At 72.2% G+C, this 18,661-nt stretch carries 17 protein-coding genes and 1 pseudogene; 8 read left to right on the forward strand and 10 right to left on the reverse strand.

What is annotated here, in order from left to right:
- Positions 1-42: 42 nt before the first annotated feature.
- From ASD48_RS02650 to ASD48_RS02665, 4 genes are all read right to left on the reverse strand, one after another.
- A complete protein-coding gene (locus ASD48_RS02650) occupies positions 43-1,266 on the reverse strand; it encodes an MFS transporter (RefSeq protein WP_057599712.1) in 1,224 nt (407 codons plus the stop codon).
- Positions 1,267-1,374: 108 nt separating this feature from the next.
- The gene (locus ASD48_RS02655) at positions 1,375-2,436 is read right to left on the reverse strand and encodes an endonuclease/exonuclease/phosphatase family protein (RefSeq protein ID WP_057599713.1); all 1,062 of its coding nucleotides are present in this window, start codon (positions 2,434-2,436) and stop codon (positions 1,375-1,377) included.
- A 183-nt stretch (positions 2,437-2,619) separates the two neighbouring features.
- The gene (locus ASD48_RS02660) at positions 2,620-3,249 is read right to left on the reverse strand and encodes a TetR/AcrR family transcriptional regulator (RefSeq protein ID WP_057600963.1); all 630 of its coding nucleotides are present in this window, start codon (positions 3,247-3,249) and stop codon (positions 2,620-2,622) included.
- Positions 3,250-3,356: 107 nt separating this feature from the next.
- Entirely contained in the window at positions 3,357-4,952 is a 1,596-nt protein-coding gene (locus tag ASD48_RS02665) for an MFS transporter (protein ID WP_057599714.1), read from the reverse strand.
- Positions 4,953-5,132: 180 nt separating this feature from the next.
- Here ASD48_RS02665 and panB point away from each other — a divergent pair, with 180 nt between their 5' ends.
- The 3 genes from panB (at position 5,133) to ASD48_RS02680 (ending at position 7,981) form a co-directional block, all read left to right on the forward strand.
- Complete coding sequence (gene panB, locus ASD48_RS02670; RefSeq protein WP_057599715.1) at positions 5,133-5,999, forward strand: 3-methyl-2-oxobutanoate hydroxymethyltransferase; 867 nt, start codon at positions 5,133-5,135, stop codon at positions 5,997-5,999.
- 141 nt (positions 6,000-6,140) lie between these two features.
- Positions 6,141-7,166, forward strand: coding sequence for an ATP-binding cassette domain-containing protein (locus ASD48_RS02675; RefSeq protein WP_057599716.1), 1,026 nt, complete (start codon positions 6,141-6,143; stop codon positions 7,164-7,166).
- Positions 7,163-7,981 (forward strand): ABC transporter permease, encoded by an 819-nt coding sequence (locus tag ASD48_RS02680; RefSeq protein WP_057599717.1) that lies wholly within the window; start codon positions 7,163-7,165, stop codon positions 7,979-7,981. Before ASD48_RS02675 ends, ASD48_RS02680 begins: the two co-directional genes overlap by 4 nt.
- 123 nt (positions 7,982-8,104) lie before the next feature.
- On the opposite strand, the gene ASD48_RS44065 is transcribed toward ASD48_RS02680, so the two are convergent.
- Complete coding sequence (locus ASD48_RS44065) at positions 8,105-11,980, reverse strand: BTAD domain-containing putative transcriptional regulator (RefSeq protein WP_057599718.1); 3,876 nt, start codon at positions 11,978-11,980, stop codon at positions 8,105-8,107.
- Between the two features lie 175 nt (positions 11,981-12,155).
- On the opposite strand from ASD48_RS44065, the gene ASD48_RS02690 reads away from it, so the two are divergent.
- On the forward strand, positions 12,156-12,956 hold the full coding sequence (locus tag ASD48_RS02690) for a site-2 protease family protein (RefSeq protein ID WP_057599719.1): 801 nt from the start codon (positions 12,156-12,158) through the stop codon (positions 12,954-12,956).
- On the opposite strand, the gene ASD48_RS02695 is transcribed toward ASD48_RS02690, so the two are convergent.
- Both ASD48_RS02695 and npdG read right to left on the reverse strand, forming a co-directional pair.
- Entirely contained in the window at positions 12,946-13,164 is a 219-nt protein-coding gene (locus ASD48_RS02695) for a hypothetical protein (protein WP_057599720.1), read from the reverse strand. The genes ASD48_RS02690 and ASD48_RS02695 overlap by 11 nt on opposite strands.
- A 62-nt stretch (positions 13,165-13,226) precedes the next feature.
- On the reverse strand, positions 13,227-13,955 hold the full coding sequence (npdG, locus tag ASD48_RS02700; RefSeq protein ID WP_057599721.1) for an NADPH-dependent F420 reductase: 729 nt from the start codon (positions 13,953-13,955) through the stop codon (positions 13,227-13,229).
- A 103-nt stretch (positions 13,956-14,058) separates the two neighbouring features.
- Here npdG and ASD48_RS02705 point away from each other — a divergent pair, with 103 nt between their 5' ends.
- Complete coding sequence (locus tag ASD48_RS02705) at positions 14,059-14,655, forward strand: hypothetical protein (protein ID WP_057599722.1); 597 nt, start codon at positions 14,059-14,061, stop codon at positions 14,653-14,655.
- 203 nt (positions 14,656-14,858) lie between these two features.
- Here ASD48_RS02705 and ASD48_RS02710 read toward each other — a convergent pair whose 3' ends face one another.
- Complete coding sequence (locus ASD48_RS02710) at positions 14,859-15,089, reverse strand: hypothetical protein (protein WP_057599723.1); 231 nt, start codon at positions 15,087-15,089, stop codon at positions 14,859-14,861.
- A 57-nt stretch (positions 15,090-15,146) separates the two neighbouring features.
- Here ASD48_RS02710 and map point away from each other — a divergent pair, with 57 nt between their 5' ends.
- Together map and ASD48_RS02720 are read left to right on the forward strand one after the other, a co-directional pair.
- Complete coding sequence (gene map / locus ASD48_RS02715) at positions 15,147-16,004, forward strand: type I methionyl aminopeptidase (RefSeq protein WP_057599724.1); 858 nt, start codon at positions 15,147-15,149, stop codon at positions 16,002-16,004.
- 113 nt (positions 16,005-16,117) lie between these two features.
- The gene (locus ASD48_RS02720; protein ID WP_057599725.1) at positions 16,118-16,765 is read left to right on the forward strand and encodes a biliverdin-producing heme oxygenase; all 648 of its coding nucleotides are present in this window, start codon (positions 16,118-16,120) and stop codon (positions 16,763-16,765) included.
- 73 nt (positions 16,766-16,838) lie between these two features.
- On the opposite strand, the gene ASD48_RS02725 is transcribed toward ASD48_RS02720, so the two are convergent.
- Positions 16,839-17,042, reverse strand: coding sequence for a hypothetical protein (locus ASD48_RS02725; RefSeq protein ID WP_057599726.1), 204 nt, complete (start codon positions 17,040-17,042; stop codon positions 16,839-16,841).
- A gap of 123 nt (positions 17,043-17,165) precedes the next feature.
- Positions 17,166-17,810 carry a PhzF family phenazine biosynthesis protein gene (locus ASD48_RS02730; protein ID WP_057599727.1) on the reverse strand — a complete coding sequence of 215 codons (645 nt, stop codon included), beginning with the start codon at positions 17,808-17,810 and terminating at the stop codon, positions 17,166-17,168.
- A gap of 479 nt (positions 17,811-18,289) precedes the next feature.
- Here ASD48_RS02730 and ASD48_RS02735 point away from each other — a divergent pair.
- Positions 18,290-18,591 (forward strand): annotated as a pseudogene (locus tag ASD48_RS02735) (hemin ABC transporter ATP-binding protein); the annotation flags it as partial.
- Positions 18,592-18,661: the final 70 nt, after the last annotated feature.

Raw genomic sequence — 18,661 nt, forward strand, 5'->3', positions numbered from 1 at the left:
TCCGCGCGTCGCGGGCCACCGCATTCACCTCCGCGGGAGGGGTCAGTGACGGACCCCCGCCTCCACGGTCCGCGGCACGTGTGTCGCGACGACGCGCTCGCGGCCGGTGGTCCGCGGGGCCCGCCGGGCGTCGACCGCGGCCGCGACACCCGCCACGACCAGACCCAGGGCCGCCAGTACCGCTCCCGCCAGCGCGGGCGAGGTCACGCCGAGGCCGGCCGTGAGGGCCAGGCCGCCGAGCCAGGCGCCGCCGGCGTTGGCCATGTTGAACGCGGCCTGGTTGGCGGAGGAGGCCAGCGACGGGCCCGCGGCCGCCTTCTCCATCACCATCAGGTTGAGCGGCGAACCGGTCACGAACGCCGCGACGCCGAGCAGGACCACGGCCAGCGCGCCGCCCCACGCGGTCGTCATCAGCAGCGGGAACAGGGCCAGGACGACCACCAGGGAGGTCAGTCCGCCGAACAGGGTCGGGCGCATCGCGTGGTCGGCGAGCCGGCCGCCCAGCAGGTTGCCGATCGTCGCGCCGACGCCGAACAGCGCGAGCAGCAGCGTCACGCTGGAGTCGGCGTAGCCGGCGGAGTCCGTGAGCATCGGGGTGACGTAGCTGTAGGCGGAGAACAGGGCGCCGAAGCCGGCCACCGTCGTACCGAGGGCCAGCCACACCGGCAGTGAGCGCAGGGCCGCCAGCTCGCGGCGCAGCCCGACGGCGGGCGCCTGGGCGTGGTCGCGCGGGATCAGCAGGGCCAGGGAGGCGATCGCCGCCAGGCCGATCACGCTGACGCCGAGGAAGGTCGCGCGCCAGCCGAGTTGCTGGCCCATGAGGGTGGCGACGGGGACGCCCGCGATGTTGGCGACGGTCAGGCCGAGGAACATCAGCGACACCGAGCGGGCCTTGCGCTCCGGGGCGACCAGGTTGGTGGCCACCACCGCGCCGACACCGAAGAAGGCGCCGTGCGGGAGACCGCTGAGGAAGCGGGCGGCCAGCAGCGAGTCGTAGCCGGGGGCGAAGGCCGACAGGGCGTTGCCCACGACGAACAGGCCCATCAGGGAGATCAGGACGGTCCGGCGGGACATCCGTGCCGTCACCGCGGCCAGCAGCGGCGCGCCGATGACGACACCGAGGGCGTACGACGAGACCAGATGTCCGGCCGTCGGGATCGAGACATGCAGGTCGTCCGCGACATCGGGCAGCAGGCCCATCATCACGAACTCCGTGGTGCCGATTCCGAAGGCACCCACGGCCAGGGCGAGCAGGGCCAGGGGCATGAAGGACGTGCCTTTCAGGGAGAGTGGGTTCCGTTCAGCATACGTGGCGTATGTTCAAGTACGGAACAAAGTCTCCCCGGCCCGCTATTCCGGCGAGTGATCCCCTGGTTAAGGTGTGGTGACCTTCACACGCGCAGCCACCGGCAGATGGTCGCTGCCCGTCTGCGGCAGCGTCCAGGAGGTGACCGGCTCCACGCCCTTCACCATGATCTGGTCGATCCGCGCCATCGGGAACGACGCGGGCCAGCTGAAGCCGAAGCCGCTGCCCGCCGCGCCCTGCGTGGAGCGCATCTGGGAGGTCACGGCGTTGAGCGAGCGGTCGTTCATGGTGCCGTTGAGGTCGCCGAGCAGGACCACCCGGGTCAGCTTCTCGTCGGCGATCGCCTCGCCCAGCGCGTCCGCGCTCTTGTCGCGCTGGCGGGCGGTGAACCCGGCCTGGAGCTTCACCCGCACCGACGGCAGGTGGGCGACGTAGACGGCGACCTGCCCTTCCGGCGTCGTGACCGTCGCCCGCATCGCCCGCGTCCAGCCCAGCTTGATGTCGACGGGCTTCACCGCGCTCAGCGGGTACCTGCTCCACAGGCCGACCGTGCCCTGCACCGAGTGGTACTTGTACGTCGCCGCCAGCGCCTTCTCGTACACCGGCACCGCGGAGGCGGTCAGCTCCTCCAGGGCCAGCACATCGGCCTCGGACGCGGCCACGTCACGGGCGGTGCCCGCCGGGTCGGGGTTGTCGGCGTTGACGTTGTGGGTGGCGACGGTGAGGTCGCCGCCGCTGCCGGTCCGGTCGACGAGGAGCCCCCCGAAGAGGTTCAGCCAGACGACGGCCGGGAGGACGACGGCGATCAGCGCGGTCGCGGACTTGCGCACCAGCGCCAGCACCAGCAGCACCAGCACGAACAGGCCGATCCAGGGCAGGAACGTCTCCGTGAGACTGCCGAGGTTGCCGTAGCGGTTGGGGATGCGCGAATGGAGCCCCATCACCAGGGAGAACACCAGCGCGAACCCGGTGAGGACCAGACCCCGCCGCCAGATACGCGGATCACCGCGCCAGCCCGCGCCGATCCGGCCGACCAGAGTGCCGATCAGGCGCCGGAGCCGAACTCCCCTGGGCTCGGGACCCGAGCCTCCGTTGTCGTTCGTCTCCGTCATGTACGCCTGCTGCGCCATACCGTCGCCTCACTGCCTGCCTTGCCCACCGTCCGTTCCCCCCGGGTACGACCCTAGGGGATGAACGGCTTTGTTCTCGCCGTCCCGTGACGGCCGTACGGGCACGAGGACGACCGACATGGTTCTACGGGTTCCGGTCCCGGCCCGCAAGGCCCGGTCTGTGACGAAACGCGCACATTGGCGCTACCGGTCCGGGGAACTGACGGGGCGTAGCCCGGCGAGCAGCGTGTCGACGATGAGCGCGGGGAGATCCTCGGGGAGGTCGGCGTCGGGGCGCATGATCGCGCGGACGAGCATGGGGCCCACGAAGAGGTCGTTCACCAGTTCCACATCCAGGTCGGCGCGCAGTTCGCCGTTCTCCTGACCCCGGCGCAGGACCTCGACGGCCATCCTGCGCCGGGGTTCTATCGCGGTGTTGTGGTACGCCGCCCAGATCTTCGGGCTGCTCTTCATCTGGGCGTGGACGTTGTGCAGGATCGCCGAGGAACGGTTGGCGAGACCCCGGCGCCGCAGCGCTTCGAGGAGCACGACCAGGTCGTCGCGCATGGAGGTGCCGGGGAGTTCGGGGTCCTGCGGTTCGGCGGCGCGCAGCACGTCGACGAACAGCTCCTCCTTGCCGCTCCACCGGCGGTAGATGGCGGCCTTGCCGACGCCGGCGGTACGGGCGATGCGCTCGATGGAGATCTCGGCGAGCGAGACCCCGTCCTCCAGCAGCTTCATCGTGCCCTCGATGATGGCCCGTTCGACGGCCTCGCTGCGGGGCCGCCCCCGGACGGGCTGCTCCCCGCTCACGCCGGCAGCCGTGGCGGTGATCCCCCTGTCGCCGAGGCTCACGTGTTCGATCCTTTCGTCGCGGTGGGGGAATTGTCGCCCAGAGGGCGGGTGGGGCGGCTGTTCCCGGCCGCCCCGGCCCTCGCCCCCTACGGCTTCGTCCGCATCAACTCCCCCTCGTCCGCCGCGTCCTGCGGCGCGGGCTTCGGCCTGCCCGGCAGGAACACGGCCACCACGACCGCGCCCACGGCCGCGACCCCGGCCCCGCACAGGGCGGTGACGTGCATGGCGTGCAGGAACGCGTCGTTGGCGGGGGTGACCAGCACCCTGCCCTGGTCGCCGAGTCTCGCGGCGATGCCGAGCGTCGCCTCGATGGACTCGCCCGCGGTGTCGCGCAGGGCCGCCGGAAGCGTGCCGAGGTGGCCCTCGATGCCGTTGCGGTACGACGCCGACAGCACCGAGCCGAGTACGGCGATGCCGAGCGCGCCGCCGAGTTGGCGGAAGGTGTTGCTGAGCGCGGAGGCGGAGCCGGCCTTCTCCCGGGGCAGGGCCTGCATGATGACCACGCTGGTGGGGGTCATGACGTGGGCCATTCCGGCGCCCATGCAGAAGAAGACGATCTCCAGGAGCCAGATCGGGGTGGCGGCGTCCAGCGTGGCGAAGGCGACCAGGGTCGCCGCCAGGACGACCATCGCCCCGGTGGTCGTGGCCCGGACCCCGAAACGGTCGACGACCAGCCGGGCGCGCGGCGCGAAGATCAGCTGCGCGGCGGCCAGCGGCAGCAGGAGCAGACCGGACTGCAGCGGAGAGTAGCCGCGCACGCTCTGGGTGTAGAAGACCGAGAAGAAGGTGACACCCATCAGCGCGAAGAAGACCAGGGTGATGACGGCCATCGCGGCCGAGAACACCTTGTTCTTGAAGTAGTCCATGTCGACGGACGGATGGTCGCTGCGCTTCTCGAACACCACGAACGCGACGAGGACGAGCAGGCCTGCCGCTATGGTCGCCAGCACGGTCGGGTCCGTGAAGTCGGCCAGTTCGCCGCCCTTGATGATCCCGTAGACGAGCAGGACCAGGCCGACGACCGACAGGACGACGCCGACGAGGTCGACGCGGCCGGGGTTCGGGTCGCGGGACTCGGGCACCAGCCAGAGCATCAGCCCGAAGGCGAGCAGCACGATCGGCACGTTGATGAGGAAGACCGATCCCCACCAGAAGTGGTCGAGGAGCAGTCCGCCGGTGATGGGGCCGATGGCGATCGCGAGCCCCACACCGCCCGCCCAGATGCCGATCGCCTTGGGCTGCTCCTCGCGCTCGAAGACGTTCATCAGGACGGCGAGGGTGGCGGGCATCACGAAGGCGGCGCCGACCGCCATCAGCGCGCGGAACGCGATGAGCTGGGTGGGCGAGCCGGATTCCGCGGCGAGCGCGGAGCCGATGCCGAAGACGGCGAGCCCGCCGAGCAGGACCTTCTTGCGGCCGAGCCGGTCACCGAGGAGACCGGCGGTGAACAGCAGTCCCGCGAAGACGAGCGTGTAGGAGTTGATCGCCCACTCCAGCTCGCTCTGGGTGGCGCCGAGGCCGGTCGGGGCGGGTGTCGAGATCGTCTTGATCGCGACGTTCAGGATCGAGTTGTCGAGCACCACGATCAGCAGGCTCAGCATCAGGACACCGAGGATCGCCCAACGACGCCGGTGCACCGCCTCCGGTATGCGCGGAGCGGTGGGGACGGCAGGAGTAGTCATGCCGTCGAGCGTAGGACACTTCCGATACGAGACCGTCTCGTATCGATTCCTCTTACCGTTTTTCTTACTGAGGCTTTACCCACAGGGGGCGCTCTGGCCCTCCCTGGCACGAAGTGCCACCATGGGTGGTGGTCCGGGGACGCCGTAAGGGCGCCTCGAGATGACGAAGGAGCCGTTGCAATGACGCAGCTTTCGGCTGCCCGCACGAACGCCCCCGACGGCAGCAAGGCGCTGTACGGAGGCAAGGGCACACGCCGTATCACCGTCCGCGACATCGCCCTCGCCAAGGAGCGCGGCGAGAAGTGGCCCATGCTCACCGCCTACGACGCGATGACCGCCTCGGTCTTCGACGAGGCCGGGATCCCCGTGATGCTGGTGGGCGACTCGGCGGGCAACTGCCATCTGGGGTACGAGACGACCGTGCCCGTCACCCTCGACGAGATGACCATGCTGTCGGCGGCCGTCGTACGGGGCACCAGCCGTGCGCTGATCGTCGGCGACCTGCCGTTCGGCTCCTACCAGGAGGGACCGGTGCAGGCACTGCGCTCGGCGACCCGTCTGGTGAAGGAGGCCGGGGTCGGGGCCGTGAAGCTGGAGGGCGGGGAGCGCTCGCACCGCCAGATCGAGCTCCTCGTCGAGTCCGGCATCCCGGTCATGGCGCACATCGGCCTGACCCCGCAGTCCGTGAACGCGATGGGTTACCGCGTGCAGGGACGCGGCGAGGAGGCCGCCCAGCAGCTGCTGCGGGACGCGAAGGCCGTGCAGGACGCGGGCGCGTTCGCGGTGGTGCTGGAGCTGGTCCCGGCCGAGCTGGCCGCCGAGGTCACCCGGATGCTGCACATCCCGACCGTGGGCATCGGCGCCGGGCCGGAGACGGACGCCCAGGTGCTGGTGTGGACCGACATGCTCGGGCTGACCGGGGGCCGGGTGCCGAAGTTCGTCAAGCAGTACGCGAACCTGCGTGAGGTCATGGGCGACGCGGCGAAGGCGTTCGCCGAGGACGTCGTCGGCGGAACGTTCCCGCTGGACGAGCACAGCGTCCACTGAGCCATTTCCGCACCACCGCAGCCCGCCGATCTTCCCCCGTCGGCGGGCTGCGCTCTTTCGCGCCGGTGGCTGTCGGGGGGATGTCGGTGCTGTCGGCGTCCTGTCGGTGGTTTGTCGGTGGAGGTCGGCACAGTTCCTGTCATGACGCGAATCGACAAGAACCCCAGTGGCGCGGGAAGCGCTGTAACCGTTCGGGGGTTGGTCAAGCACTACGGCGAGACCAAGGCACTGGACGGCGTCGACCTGGATGTACGGGCCGGAACCGTGATGGGGGTGCTCGGGCCGAACGGCGCCGGGAAGACGACCCTCGTGCGGATCCTGTCCACCCTGCTGGCCGCCGACAGCGGGCAGGCGACCGTCGCCGGCTACGACGTCGCGCACCAGCCCCGGCAGCTGCGCCGGGTGATCGGGCTCACCGGACAGTACGCCTCCGTGGACGAGAAGCTCCCCGGGTGGGAGAACCTGTACCTCATCGGACGGCTGCTCGACCTGTCCCGCAAGGACGCCCGCACCCGGGCCGACGAGCTGCTGGAGCGGTTCTCGCTGACGGACGCCGCCAAGCGGCCCGCGAGCACGTACTCCGGCGGTATGCGGCGGCGCCTCGACCTCGCCGCGTCGATGATCGGCCGGCCGCAGGTGCTGTTCCTGGACGAGCCGACCACCGGGCTCGACCCGCGCACCCGCAACGAGGTGTGGACCGAGGTCAAGGCGATGGTCGGGGACGGGGTCACCGTGCTCCTCACCACCCAGTACATGGAGGAGGCGGAGCAGCTCGCCTCCGAGCTGACCGTCGTCGACCGGGGCAAGGTCATCGCCGGCGGCGGCATCGAGGAGCTGAAGGCCCGCGTCGGCGGCCGGACGCTGCGGGTACGGCCCGCCGACCCGCTTCAGCTGCGGCCGCTGGCGGGCTGGCTCGACGAGCTCGGCATCACCGGGCTCGCCACCACCGTCGTGGACGCCGAGCGCGGTTCCGTCCTGGTGCCGGTGCTCAGCGACGAGCAGCTGACCGCCGTGATCGGCGCGGTCAGCGCCCGCGGCATCACGCTCACCTCCCTCACCACCGAACTGCCCAGCCTGGACGAGGTCTTCCTGTCCCTCACCGGCCACCGGGCGAGTGCCCCGCAGGACGCCCAGCCCACCGAGACCCGCGAGGAGGTCGCCGTATGAGCGCGGCCACGATCGACATCAGCACGACGACCGACGCGCGCATCCCGCTGCGCAGCCACCTCCGGCACACCGGCGCGCTGATCCGCCGCAACCTGCTGTGGATCCGGCAGGACCCGGAGTCGATGTTCGACGCGGTCCTCTTCCCGGTGATCTTCACCCTGTTGTTCGTGTACGTCTTCGGCGGCTCGATCGGGCAGTCGCTGGGCGGCGGCCAGGAGGCGTACGTGCAGTACGTCATTCCCGGGCTGCTGGCCATGATGGGGATGAACATGGCCCAGGGCGTGGGCACCGGCTTCAACACCGACTTCAACTCCGGGGTCATGGACCGCTTCCGGTCACTGCCCATCGGACGGGGCTCGGTGCTCTTCGCCAAGATCGTCGTGGAACTGATGCGCATGCTGGTCGCGTGCGTGATCCTCATGGTGGTGGCGGTGCTGGTGGGCTTCGACATCACCCACTGGCCCGGTCTGTTCGCCGCCGTGGGACTGGCCACGGTGTTCGGCTCGGCGCTGATGTGGGTGTTCCTCACCCTCGGCGTGGTGATGAAGAGCGCGCAGTCCGTGCAGGCCATGGGCTTCCTGGTGCTGATGCCACTCCAGTTCGGCTCGTCGATCTTCGCACCCACCCAGTCGATGCCGGGCTGGCTGCAGAACTTCACCGAGTACAACCCGCTGTCCTCGCTCGCGGACGCGGCGCGCGGACTGATGGTGGGCGGGCCGGTCGCGCACGGACTGTGGGTGACGCTGGCCTGGTCGATAGGGCTCACCGCGGTGATGGCACCGGTCGCGATCCACAAGTTCCGCACGAAGACCTGAGCGGGGCACCGGACGGGTCACGTCGGGACGCGGCAGTGCGCGTCGGGACGCGGCTGTGCGCGTCGGAATACGGCAGTACGCGGCTGTACGCATCGGGATGCGTACAGGACGCGTCAGGACGATTCACACCAGGGCGGTGGCCTCCTCGTAGGAGAGGCCACCGCCCTCGGCGTACGCGCTCTCGAACGGCGCGTCGCCGAGCGCGTCCCGCGTCCGGGTCATGGCCAGCTCGCGCGCCTCACGCTCCACCCGCGGAGGTACGTGGCGCGGCGGCAGCAGGGTGTCGGCGGCCCCCAGACAGCGGGCGGCGTCCGCGGCACGGCTGCCGCCGTCCACGCCGGCGAGGGCGGTCGCCGCGATGAAGAGATAGAAGGAGCGCATCTGCGGGGCGATGGCCACGGACAGCGGATCCGTGGCCCGTTCCAGTGCGGCCCGGATGCCGGTCAGGGCCTGCGCGGACCGGCCGTCGACCGCGTCCAGCCAGGCCTCCGCGCCCAGGATGAAGGAGTGGAAGACGGCGAAGTGGCCGAAGTCGAACTCCTCCCGCAGCAGGTTCAGTTGCTCGCGGGCTTCGGTGCGGCGGCCGGTGGCGGCCAGCCAGCCGGCGAGGAAGAGGCGGGCGATGTGCATGGCCTCGTTGACCGCGCGCTCCTCGCCGGCGATCACCTCGCGCAGCAGGCGTTCGCCCCGCTCCTCGTCACCCGCCTCCAGCAGCACGCTGCCCAGCCGGGCGGCGAGGACCGCGGACTGGGAGCGGGCGCCGAGCCGTTCGGCCTGCTCGATGGCGCCCTCGTAGTCGGCGGCGGCCTCGAGGTACGCGCCCAGTCGTTCATGGGCCTCGGCGCGGGCGGAGAGCGCCTCGGCGGTGCCCCAGGCGTCGCCCAGGCGCTGGAAGATCTCCAGGGCCTCGGCCGCGTCGCGGAACGCGCTCCTGGCCCAGTCGGCGCGGTTGGCGAGGATGTTGGCGCGCAGCTGAAGGCAGGAGGCCAGCTCCCACTCGTAGCCGGGCGTCCGGCGGCAGGTGTCGACGTTGGCGTCGATGATGGCGCGGATACGGTCCGGGGCGCCGGTCATCACCACGGCGAAGAACCAGAGCAGGCCGGGGGCACGGCAGGTCTGCGGCAGGCCGGGCTCGTAGGTCTCGGCGATCCGCCGCAGCTTGGCCTGCGACGTCGCGGTCTGCCAGGCGTCCATCTCGGTGTCCATACAGGCCAGATGGGCCAGGTGGACCCCGCGTCGGGCCTCCGCGAGGACCTCCCCGGTCATCGGCGGCGGGGCGTCGATGCAGGACTTCCACACCGGCGCGGCCGGGCGCAGCGGTTCGTCGAACGGGTCGGGGCTCAGGGCCATGGCCTCGACGCACCAGCTACGGGCCTCGATCCGCAGATCGCGCATCTGCCAGTACCAGACGAGTGACAGGGTCAGGCAGAGCGCCTCCTGCTCGTCCCGTGCCGCGACGGCGCGGGACAGCGCGGTGCGCAGGTTCTCGTACTCCAGCTGGAAGCGCTCGATGGCGTCCCGCTGCCCGGGGCCGCGCAGCAACGGCTCGGTGGTGCGGGCGAGTTCACGGTAGTACGTCAGATGCGCGCGCTCGGCCGCTTCCCGCCGCCCCGACTCGTCCAGCCGCTCGCCCGCGTACTCGGCGACGGTCTCCAGCAGCCGGTAGCGCATGTCGCCCCTGGGATCCGGAGCCGCGACGACGAGCGACTTGTCGACCAGCGAGGCGAGCAGATCGAGCGCGGAACGGCCCCCCAGGGACCCACCCGCGTCCCGGAGGCCGGGGGAACCGCCGGAGACCAGCGGGCCCCGGAAGCCACGTGCGTCACGGAGATCGTGCCCGTCGAGGAGGTCCCGCCCCGCACCGGAGCCGTGCCCCTCACCGGAGTCGCGGCCGTCACGGGAATCGCGCGCCCCGGAGGGGCCGAGAGAGCCGCCGGAAGCAAAGGGGACCTCGGACCCGCGTGCGTCACGGAGGTCCCGCCCCGCACCGGAGCCGTGCCCCTCACCGGAGTCGCGGCCCTCGCGGGAATCGCGCACCTCACGCGCATCGCGGCCGCCGCGCCCCTCGAAGGGGCCGAGAGAGCCGCCGACGGCAGAGGGGGCGTCGGCGGCGCTTGCGCCCTGGGGGGCGTGACCGTCGCCCAAGTCGTGCCGCTCGCGAGGGGCGTGCCCCTCACGGGGGTCGTGCCGCTCGCCGAGGTCGGGGAACGGTGGGCCGCACACCGCCTCGACGGCGGCGAGGTCGCAGCCCCGGGCGAAGACCGACAGGCGGGCGAGGACGTCGCGTTCGTCCTCGTCGAGCAGGTCCCAGGACCAGTCGACGACGGCCCGCAGGGTCTGCTGGCGGGGCAGGACGGTCCGGCTGCCGGAGGTCAGGAGGCGGAAACGGTCGTCGAGCCGGTCGGCGATCTGGCGGGGCGTGAGCATCCGCAGCCGGGCGGCGGCGAGTTCGATGGCGAGCGGCAGACCGTCGAGCCGACGGCAGATCTCCGCGCAGGCCGCCGCGGTCTCCTCGTCGGCGTCGGGCCGGAATCCGGGACGGGCGGCCGCGCCCCGGTCGGCGAGCAGCCGCAGCGCCACCTGCTCCGGCAGCGGATCCAGCGGGCGCAGCACCTCCCCGGGCACGCCGAGCGGTTCACGGCTGGTCGCCAGCACCGTCACCTCGGGGCAGCGCGCCAGCAGCTCCTCGACGAGCCGGGCGGCTGCCTCGACCACGTGCTCGCAGTTGTCGAGGACGATCAGCATGCGGCGGCGGGCGCAGTGCTCGACCAGACGCTCCAACGGGTCGTCGTGGCGCTCGGCGGCGACCCGCATCTCCTCGGCGCCGGCGCCGTACAGCACGGTCTCGCGGGCTCCCACGGCGGTGAGGACGGCCTGCGGCACGGCGCCCGGGTCGGCGACGGGGGCGAGCTCGGCCAGCCAGACGCCGTCGCGCGCGATGTCCCGTACGGTCTCGGCGGTCTCCTGCGACAGCCGGGTCTTGCCGGCCCCGCCGGGCCCGAGCAGGGTGACGAGCCGCGCGCTCGCGAGGTCCCCGCGGATGGCGGCGATGTCGGCCTCCCGGCCGACGAAGGAGGTGAGGCGGGCGCGGAGGTTGCCCAGGGGCGGGGGCGGCGGGGCGGGGGAAGCCGGTGCGGGCGCCCGGCCCGGGCCCTCGGGCCCGACGGAACGGGACGGTTTCCCGGCGCCTCCCGGAGCACCGGCGCCTCCCGGGGCACCGAAACCTCCCGGACCGCCCAAGCCTCCCCGGGCACCGGGGTCTCCCGGATCGCCGGGAGCGAGCAGCTCCGTGTGCAGGGCGCGCAGTTCGGGGCCGGGGTCGGTGCCGAGGCGGTCCGCCAGGAGCCGGCGGACCTCGTCGTACGCGGCCAGCGCCTGCGCGGTGCGGCCCGCCTCGCGCAGGGCGCGCAGCCGCAGGGCCTGGAGGGGCTCGTCCAGCGGATGGGCGTCGCACAGGGCGGTGAGTTCGGGCAGCGACCGCTCGGCCTCGCCGAGCGCGATCGCGGCGGTGTGCCGGGCGCGCACCGCGTCGAGGCGGCGGGCCTCCCAGCGGGCCGCCTCGGCGGCGCGGTCGGGCAGGTCGGCGAGGGCCGGCCCCTGCCACAGGGCGAGGGCGTCGTCGAGGACGACGGCCGCCTTCGCGGGGTCGCCGTCGGCGAGCGCGCGGATGCCGTCGCCGGTCAGCCGCTCGAAGCGGTGCAGGTCGACGTCGTCCGGGGCGGCGGCCAGCCGGTAGCCGCCCTCGGCGGAGTCGATCGCGCCCGCCCCGAGGGCCCGGCGCAGCCGGCCGACCAGCGCCTGGAGCGCACCCGGCGCGTCGGCGGGCGGGTCACCGGCCCACACCTCCTCCACCAGCAGCCCGGCGGGAACGCTCCGACCGGCCCGCAGCGCGAGCACGGCCAGCAGGGCGCGCAGCCGCGCTCCGCCGACGGCGACGGGGACGCCGTCCGGACGGAGTGCCTGGGTGGTGCCGAGGATGCGGTAGCGCACGGGGTCCATTCTCTCCGGTGGGATCGACGTCGGTCACGGGGTTCCGGCGGGGTGGCGCGAGCCGGTTGCCCGCACGCTCGGGGCCCCACCGGAACCGGGGACCGGCCACGAGACGTTCTCCCCGTATGCCCGGGCCGGGTACGGTCGGGCAGTTCCACCCACGCGTACGAGCTCAGGGGGCCCCATGACCACCGCCACCACCCGCAGTGCCGAGCGGCGGATCAGTCCCGTCTTCCTCGGGATCCTGGCCGTGACGGCGGTCACCGGCTGGGCGACCTGGACGGGCTTCGCCGAGCAGCCGGGCGTGGCGGTGTTCCTGTTCGTGACGGCCGCCTGGATCGTGTCCCTGTGTCTGCACGAGTACGCACACGCGCGTACCGCCCTGCACAGCGGTGACATCTCGGTCGGCGCGAAGGGGTACCTCACGCTCAACCCGCTCAAGTACACCCACGCCCTGCTCAGCGTGGTGCTGCCGGTCCTCTTCGTGATCATGGGCGGGATCGGCCTGCCGGGCGGCGCGGTCTTCATCGAGCGCGCGCGGATCCGGGGGCGGTGGCGGCACAGTCTGATCTCGGCGGCCGGGCCGCTGACGAACGTGCTGTTCGCGGTGGTGTGCACGGCGCCGTTCTGGCTGGACGCGCTGGACGGCGTGCCGGCCGACTTCCGGTTCGCGCTCGCCTTCCTCGCCCTGCTCCAGGTCACGGCGGCGATCCTGAACTTCCTTCCGGTGCCCGGCCTCGACGGCTACGGGGTCATCGAGCCCTGGCTGTCGTACAACGTCAAGCGGCAGGTGGAGCCGTTCGCGCCGTTCGGACTGCTGTTCGTCTTCGCGCTGCTGTGGGTGCCGGCGGTCAACGGGGTCTTCTTCGACATGGTCGACGCGGTGCTGCGCGCTCTCGGGATCGGCGACGTCGAGACGTACTGCGGTCAGTCGCTGTACCGCTTCTGGCAGGGCACGAACGAGTTCTGCGCGGTCAGCCGCTGACGTCGGCCTGCGCGGCCCTGCGCAGCTTGTCCCGCCTCACGTAGTACCAGGTCATGTTGGAGGACAGACCGGCGAGCAGCACCCACACGATGCCCAGCAGACTGCCCTGGACGAAGGAGACGACCGCCGCGGCCACGGCGAGTACGCAGACGACGAGGGTGTAGAGGGCGAGTCGCCGGTCCGGGCTGGGTGGGGGAAGGGGGGACATGGGTCCGGTTTCTCCTGTCGGGGGACACTGCTGGGCTGCTCCGACCAGTGTCCCCCATACGCTCACACGTCCGTGACGCGCAGCCCGGCGTGGGCCTTGTAGCGGCGGTTGACGGAGATCAGGTTGGCGACCAGGGACTCCACCTGGTGGGCGTTGCGCAGCCGCCCGGCGAAGACGCCCCGCATGCCGGGGATCCGGCCGGCCAGCGCCTGGACGAGCTCCACGTCGGCGCGCTCCTCGCCCAGCACCATCACGTCGGTGTCGATCTCGTCGATCTCCGGGTCCTGGAGGAGGACCGCCGAGAGGTGGTGGAAGGCGGCGGCGACCCGGGAGTCCGGCAGCAGGGCGGCGGCCTGCTCGGCGGCACTGCCCTCCTCCGGCTTCAGCGCGTAGGCGCCCTTCTTGTCGAAGCCGAGCGGGTTGACGCAGTCGACGACCAGCTTGCCGGCCAGCTCCTCGCGCAGGGACTCCAGGGTCTTGCCGTGGCCGTCCCACGGTACGGCGACGATCACGATGTCGCTGCGGCGCGCGGTCTCGGCGTTGTCGGCGCCCTCGACGCCGTGCCCGAGCTCGTCGGCGGCGGCCCGGGCACGGTCGGCGGCACGCGAACCGATGATCACCTTCTGGCCGGCCTTGGCGAGCCGGTAGGCGAGACCCTTGCCCTGCGGGCCGGTCCCACCGAGCACGCCGACGACCAGTCCGGAGACGTCGGGGAGGTCCCACGGGTCCTTGGCGGGGGCCTTCGCCGGGGCGGCCGCGGCGGCGTTTCGTGCACTGTCGGTAGAGGTCATGGGCCGACTTTACGTGGGCGTGCGGAGCGGCCCTTCGTCATGTCGGGTGAACGAGGGGCGAACCCCGGGTGGGCGGCGGCCGGTTGCGGCACGATGCGGCCGCATGGACGCCGTAAGGGTCGCGCTGCTGCGTGAGGTGCTCGCCGGGACGGAGTGGCTGGGGGCCACCCGGCGGTTCGGCGCGGTGCTGCGCGGATCGGTGGTGTCGCACGGGGGCGGGCTGCTGCTGGTGGGCACGGCGGCGTGCGAGCCCTGGCACCTCGCGGCGCATCTGGTGGACGAGGCCGCGTGGTCGGGTACGCCGGAGCTGGCGCCGACCCTCGTACGGCATGCCGCGCGTCCTTCCGATCCGGCGCATCTCGCGGTCGGCCTGGGCCGGATCGAGGCGGCCCGGCGGGGCGAGACCCTGCTGGTGGCGTCGCCGTCGGGGGACGCACCGCTCCTCGAGCGGGTGTCGGACGCCCGGCGGTCCGGCGTCATGATCCTCGCCCTCGGCCCGGCCGAGGGGCAGCTGACGGCCCTGGCCCACGAGACGCTGGCCGTGCCGGACGGCTCGGAGCTGGACCTGGACACCGTGCAGCACCTGGTGAGCGCGGCCGCCGGCGAGACACTGCCCCCGGCGAGAGGGCGCCGGCGCTTCGCCGACCGGCTCTCCCACCTGGCCGAACGCCTGACGGCACCACCCCCTCCGCCGTGGTGACCGGCCCGCCCACCTGCCCTCACCGCCTCCCACGCCATGTGCGCGCCTGCCTGCCCACGGCCGCTCACCGGCCTCCTCGAAAATCGATCGCGTGAGCGGTCGGGGGATCGGCCGGGTGACCGGTCAGGGCATCGACCGGATGGCCGGGCAAGGCATCGATCGCCTGACCGGTCGGGGCATCGATCGGGTGACCGGTCGGGGGATCAGTCGTCGTCGGCGGCGCCCGCCGGGGCGTCGTGCCACTTGGGGTCGTTCTCCCACTGGAGGTTGCGCTCGCGGGCGGTCTGCATCGCGTGCTCGGCCTCCGCACGGTTGGGGTACGGGCCGAATCGGTCCTTGGCCGGGCATTCCGGCCCCTCCTCGACCTTCTTGTGCTCCAGGCAGTAGTACCACTCGCCCGGCTTGCCGGCGGTCGACTTCTTGAACAGGGGCATGACGGCTCCTCTCGCCATCGACATGTTCCCCCATGGCCGCTCGTTAGACTCACTGGCATGTCTGGCCAGTCGCTGCTCGTCCCCGGGGAGCTGTCCCCCATCCGTTCGGTGCCCGGAAACATCCGCCGCCCCGAGTACGTCGGCAAGCCCGCGCCGACGCCGTACACCGGGCCGGAGGTGCAGACGCCCGAGACCATCGAGGCCATGCGCCGGGCCGGCCGGATCGCCGCGCAGGCGATGGCGGAGGCCTCGAAGCTGATCTCGCCGGGAGTCACCACCGACGAACTGGACCGCGTGGCGCACGAGTACATGTGCGACCACGGCGCCTATCCGTCGACGCTGGGCTACCGCGGCTTCCCCAAGTCCCTGTGCACGAGCGTCAACGAGGTCATCTGTCACGGCATCCCGGACTCGACGGTCCTGCGCGACGGCGACATCGTCAACCTCGACGTGACGGCGTACATCGGCGGGGTGCACGGCGACAACAACGCCACGTACCTGGTCGGGGACGTCGACGAGGAGTCGCGGCTGCTGGTGGAGCGGACCCGGGAGTCCCTCGACCGGGCGATCAAGGCGGTCCGGCCCGGCCGGCAGATCAACATCATCGGGCGGGTCATCGAGTCGTACGCCAAGCGGTTCGGGTACGGCGTGGTGCGGGACTTCACGGGGCACGGGATCAACTCGTCGTTCCACTCCGGGCTGATCATCCCGCACTACGACAGCCCGCACGCGACGACCGTCATCCAGCCCGGGATGACGTTCACGATCGAGCCGATGCTGACCCTCGGCACCCACGAGTACGACATGTGGGACGACGGCTGGACGGTGGTGACCAAGGACCGCAAGCGGACGGCCCAGTTCGAGCACACACTGGTGGTGACCGAGACGGGCGCGGAGATCCTCACGCTGCCGTAGCGCGACCGAAGGCCCGTTCCCTGCTGGGAGCGGGTCTTCTCTTGTACGCTTTTACCGACAAGGCGTCGGCAAACCCATTGACTTAGGTAAGCCTTACCTTAAAGGATGTGGGCATGGACTCGTTCTCGACACTCATCCGCACGGCCTCCCACGAGCAGCACGTGGAAGCCGAGACCTCGACGTTCATGAGTGACCTCCTCGGCGGCAGGCTCGGCGTCGAGGCGTACGCGCGGTACACCGAGCAGCTCTGGTTCGTCTACGAGGCGCTGGAGGCCGGCGCCGAGCGGCTGACCTCGGACCCGGTGGCCGGGCCCTTCATCCGGCCCGAGCTGTTCCGGCGGCCGGCCCTGGAGCGGGACCTCGCGCATCTGCGGGGCGCCGGATGGCGGTCGGGGGCGTCGGCACTGCCGGCGACCGAGGCGTACGCGGCGCGGGTGCGGGAGTGTGCCGAGCGCTGGCCGGCCGGGTACATCGCCCACCACTACACGCGCTACCTGGGCGATCTCTCCGGCGGGCAGATCATCCGCGACAAGGCGGAGCGGACCTGGGGCTTCGAGCGCAAGGGCGACGGCGTCCGCTTCTACGTCTTCGAGGAGATCGGCAACCCGGCGGCCTTCAAGCGGGGTTACCGGGAGCTGCTGGACGGGGTGCGCGCGGACGACCTGGAGAAGCAGCGGATCGTGAGCGAGTGCAAGCGCGCCTTCGCGCTGAACACCGACGTCTTCCGCGCCCTGGGCGAGGAGTTCTCACTGTCGGCGTGAGCCGGCTCCGCGGACGGACGGAGACGGAGCGGGCCCCCTCGCCGCACTGACGGCGAGGGGGCCCGGCGCCTGATCAGAAACGGTCGCAGTGCTTGCCGGCCCAGAAGATGTCGGCCGAGGACGTGTTCACCGCGCCGACGTACGGGCTGCAGACACCCTCGTCCCCACCGAAGTGGTGGTGCTGGCGGGGACCCTCGTCGGCGGTGGCGGCCGTCGCGCCGGTGGCGGCGAGGGCGATACCCAGGACGGTTGCGGCCAGAACTGAACGGATACGCATGGCGTTCCTCTCACGGGACTCGAGTGTCACGCCCAGAGGTCCCCGGTCGTCCCCTCCCGCACACGCCAGACCACCCGTACGGCCGCGCAGAAGTACGCGGACGCCCGCGACCGGCCCTATGGTTCAGCGCTCCAGGAACACGCGCCCGCCGATCTCCACCCACCCGTACGGCTGCGGGGCCGTCAGGATCTGGGAACCCGCACCCTGGGTGATGTTCAGGGCACGGCCGAGCCGCTCGGTGAGCAGCAGCGCCGGCGCGCCCGTCGCCTCGATCTCGTCGACGCCGTCGCCGCGGCCGGGGAAACCGCGGGCGCGGATCCGGCCGGCCGGCTCGTCCTCCCAGGCCCAGGCGTAGATCCAGTCGCCGGCCGGCGGCACGGGCAGGTCGTCGACCTCGGCGGCGGTGGCGTACCGGTGGAACACGCACGGCGGGGCCCATTCCGCGCGCGCTTCGATCCAGGTGAACTCGCCGTCCAGGCGGGTCCCCACGGCGCCGGCCGGCGTGACGAGTTCCGGCACGTCGAGCAGCCAGGCGACGCCCACGCACGAGTGGTCCGCGAAGGACAGGCGCCGGGTGGGCGTGTAGACGTCGATGATCCCGCGCTCGGGGTCGTCGACGAACACCGTCTCGCCGAAGCCGAGTTTCGCCGCGAGGTCCTGCCGGTCCTCACGGTCCGGCAGGACCGAACCTTCGCGGACCACGCCCAGTTCATTGCCGTAGCCGCCGTTCGGCGCGCAGAAGACGCGGAGCACGTCGTAATCAGTCACCGGGGAATTGAAGCACCGTCGGCCGGCCGGGTGGGCCGGGCCATGGGCGGTCAGGGGGTTGGTTGGGCTTGAGCCCCACCCCCCCGCTCCCGGGGCCCCGCCCCGGCCCTGTGTCGTGGTGTGGGAGCGGGTCCCGCGTGGCCGGTCGCGCMGTTCCCCGCACCCCTGGGGGGCGGGCCGGCTGCGCCCCGGTCTTCGCTCCGCGCCCGTCGGCGGGTCGCAGCCGACTGCCTGCCGGGGGGCCGGGGTGCGCGGATGCGCCGTCGGGGGGGCCGGGGTGCGCGGATGCGCCGTCGGGGGGCTGCGGTCATGCGGCTGCCGGTCCGCCGTGGCCGGTCGCGCCGTTCCCCGCRCCCCTGTGGGGGGCGGGCTACGCCCTGCCCCCCACCATCCGGGGGGGTGGGGTCGTGCCCCCCGGGGGGCCGGCCGTGCGGCGAGCGGGCTCGGGGCGCCTGGGACGGGTGCCGGTGCAGGGCGTGCCCGTGCTGTTCGACGAGGCGGCCCTCGCCCTGGACCTGAAACAACTGGTGCCGGTGGTGCGGTTGTGCCGGGAGAGGGCGTGTGAGGGGGACGCGGTGGTCTTGGTGCTGCGCGCTCTGGGGCTCGCCGCCGCCTACGCGCACCGGGGCGCGATCCTGTGCGCCGGGCGGGTGGCGGCGGACGGGTCGCCGGGCGAGGTGTTCACCGAGCGGCTGCTTTCGGAGGTCTGCGACCAGCCGGTCGAGGTGCTTCCGCACCCCGGACGGGTGCCGTACCGGTGACCCCGAAGCGGAATATTTGAATCATCTTTGACCATCTCTTGGGGTCCGTTTTGAGTCACCGTGATCATCTCGTGCTCATACGGCGTCTAT

Origin of the sequence: Streptomyces sp. Root1310, from assembly GCF_001426425.1 — a bacterium.
Taxonomy (GTDB): Bacteria; Actinomycetota; Actinomycetes; order Streptomycetales; family Streptomycetaceae; genus Streptomyces.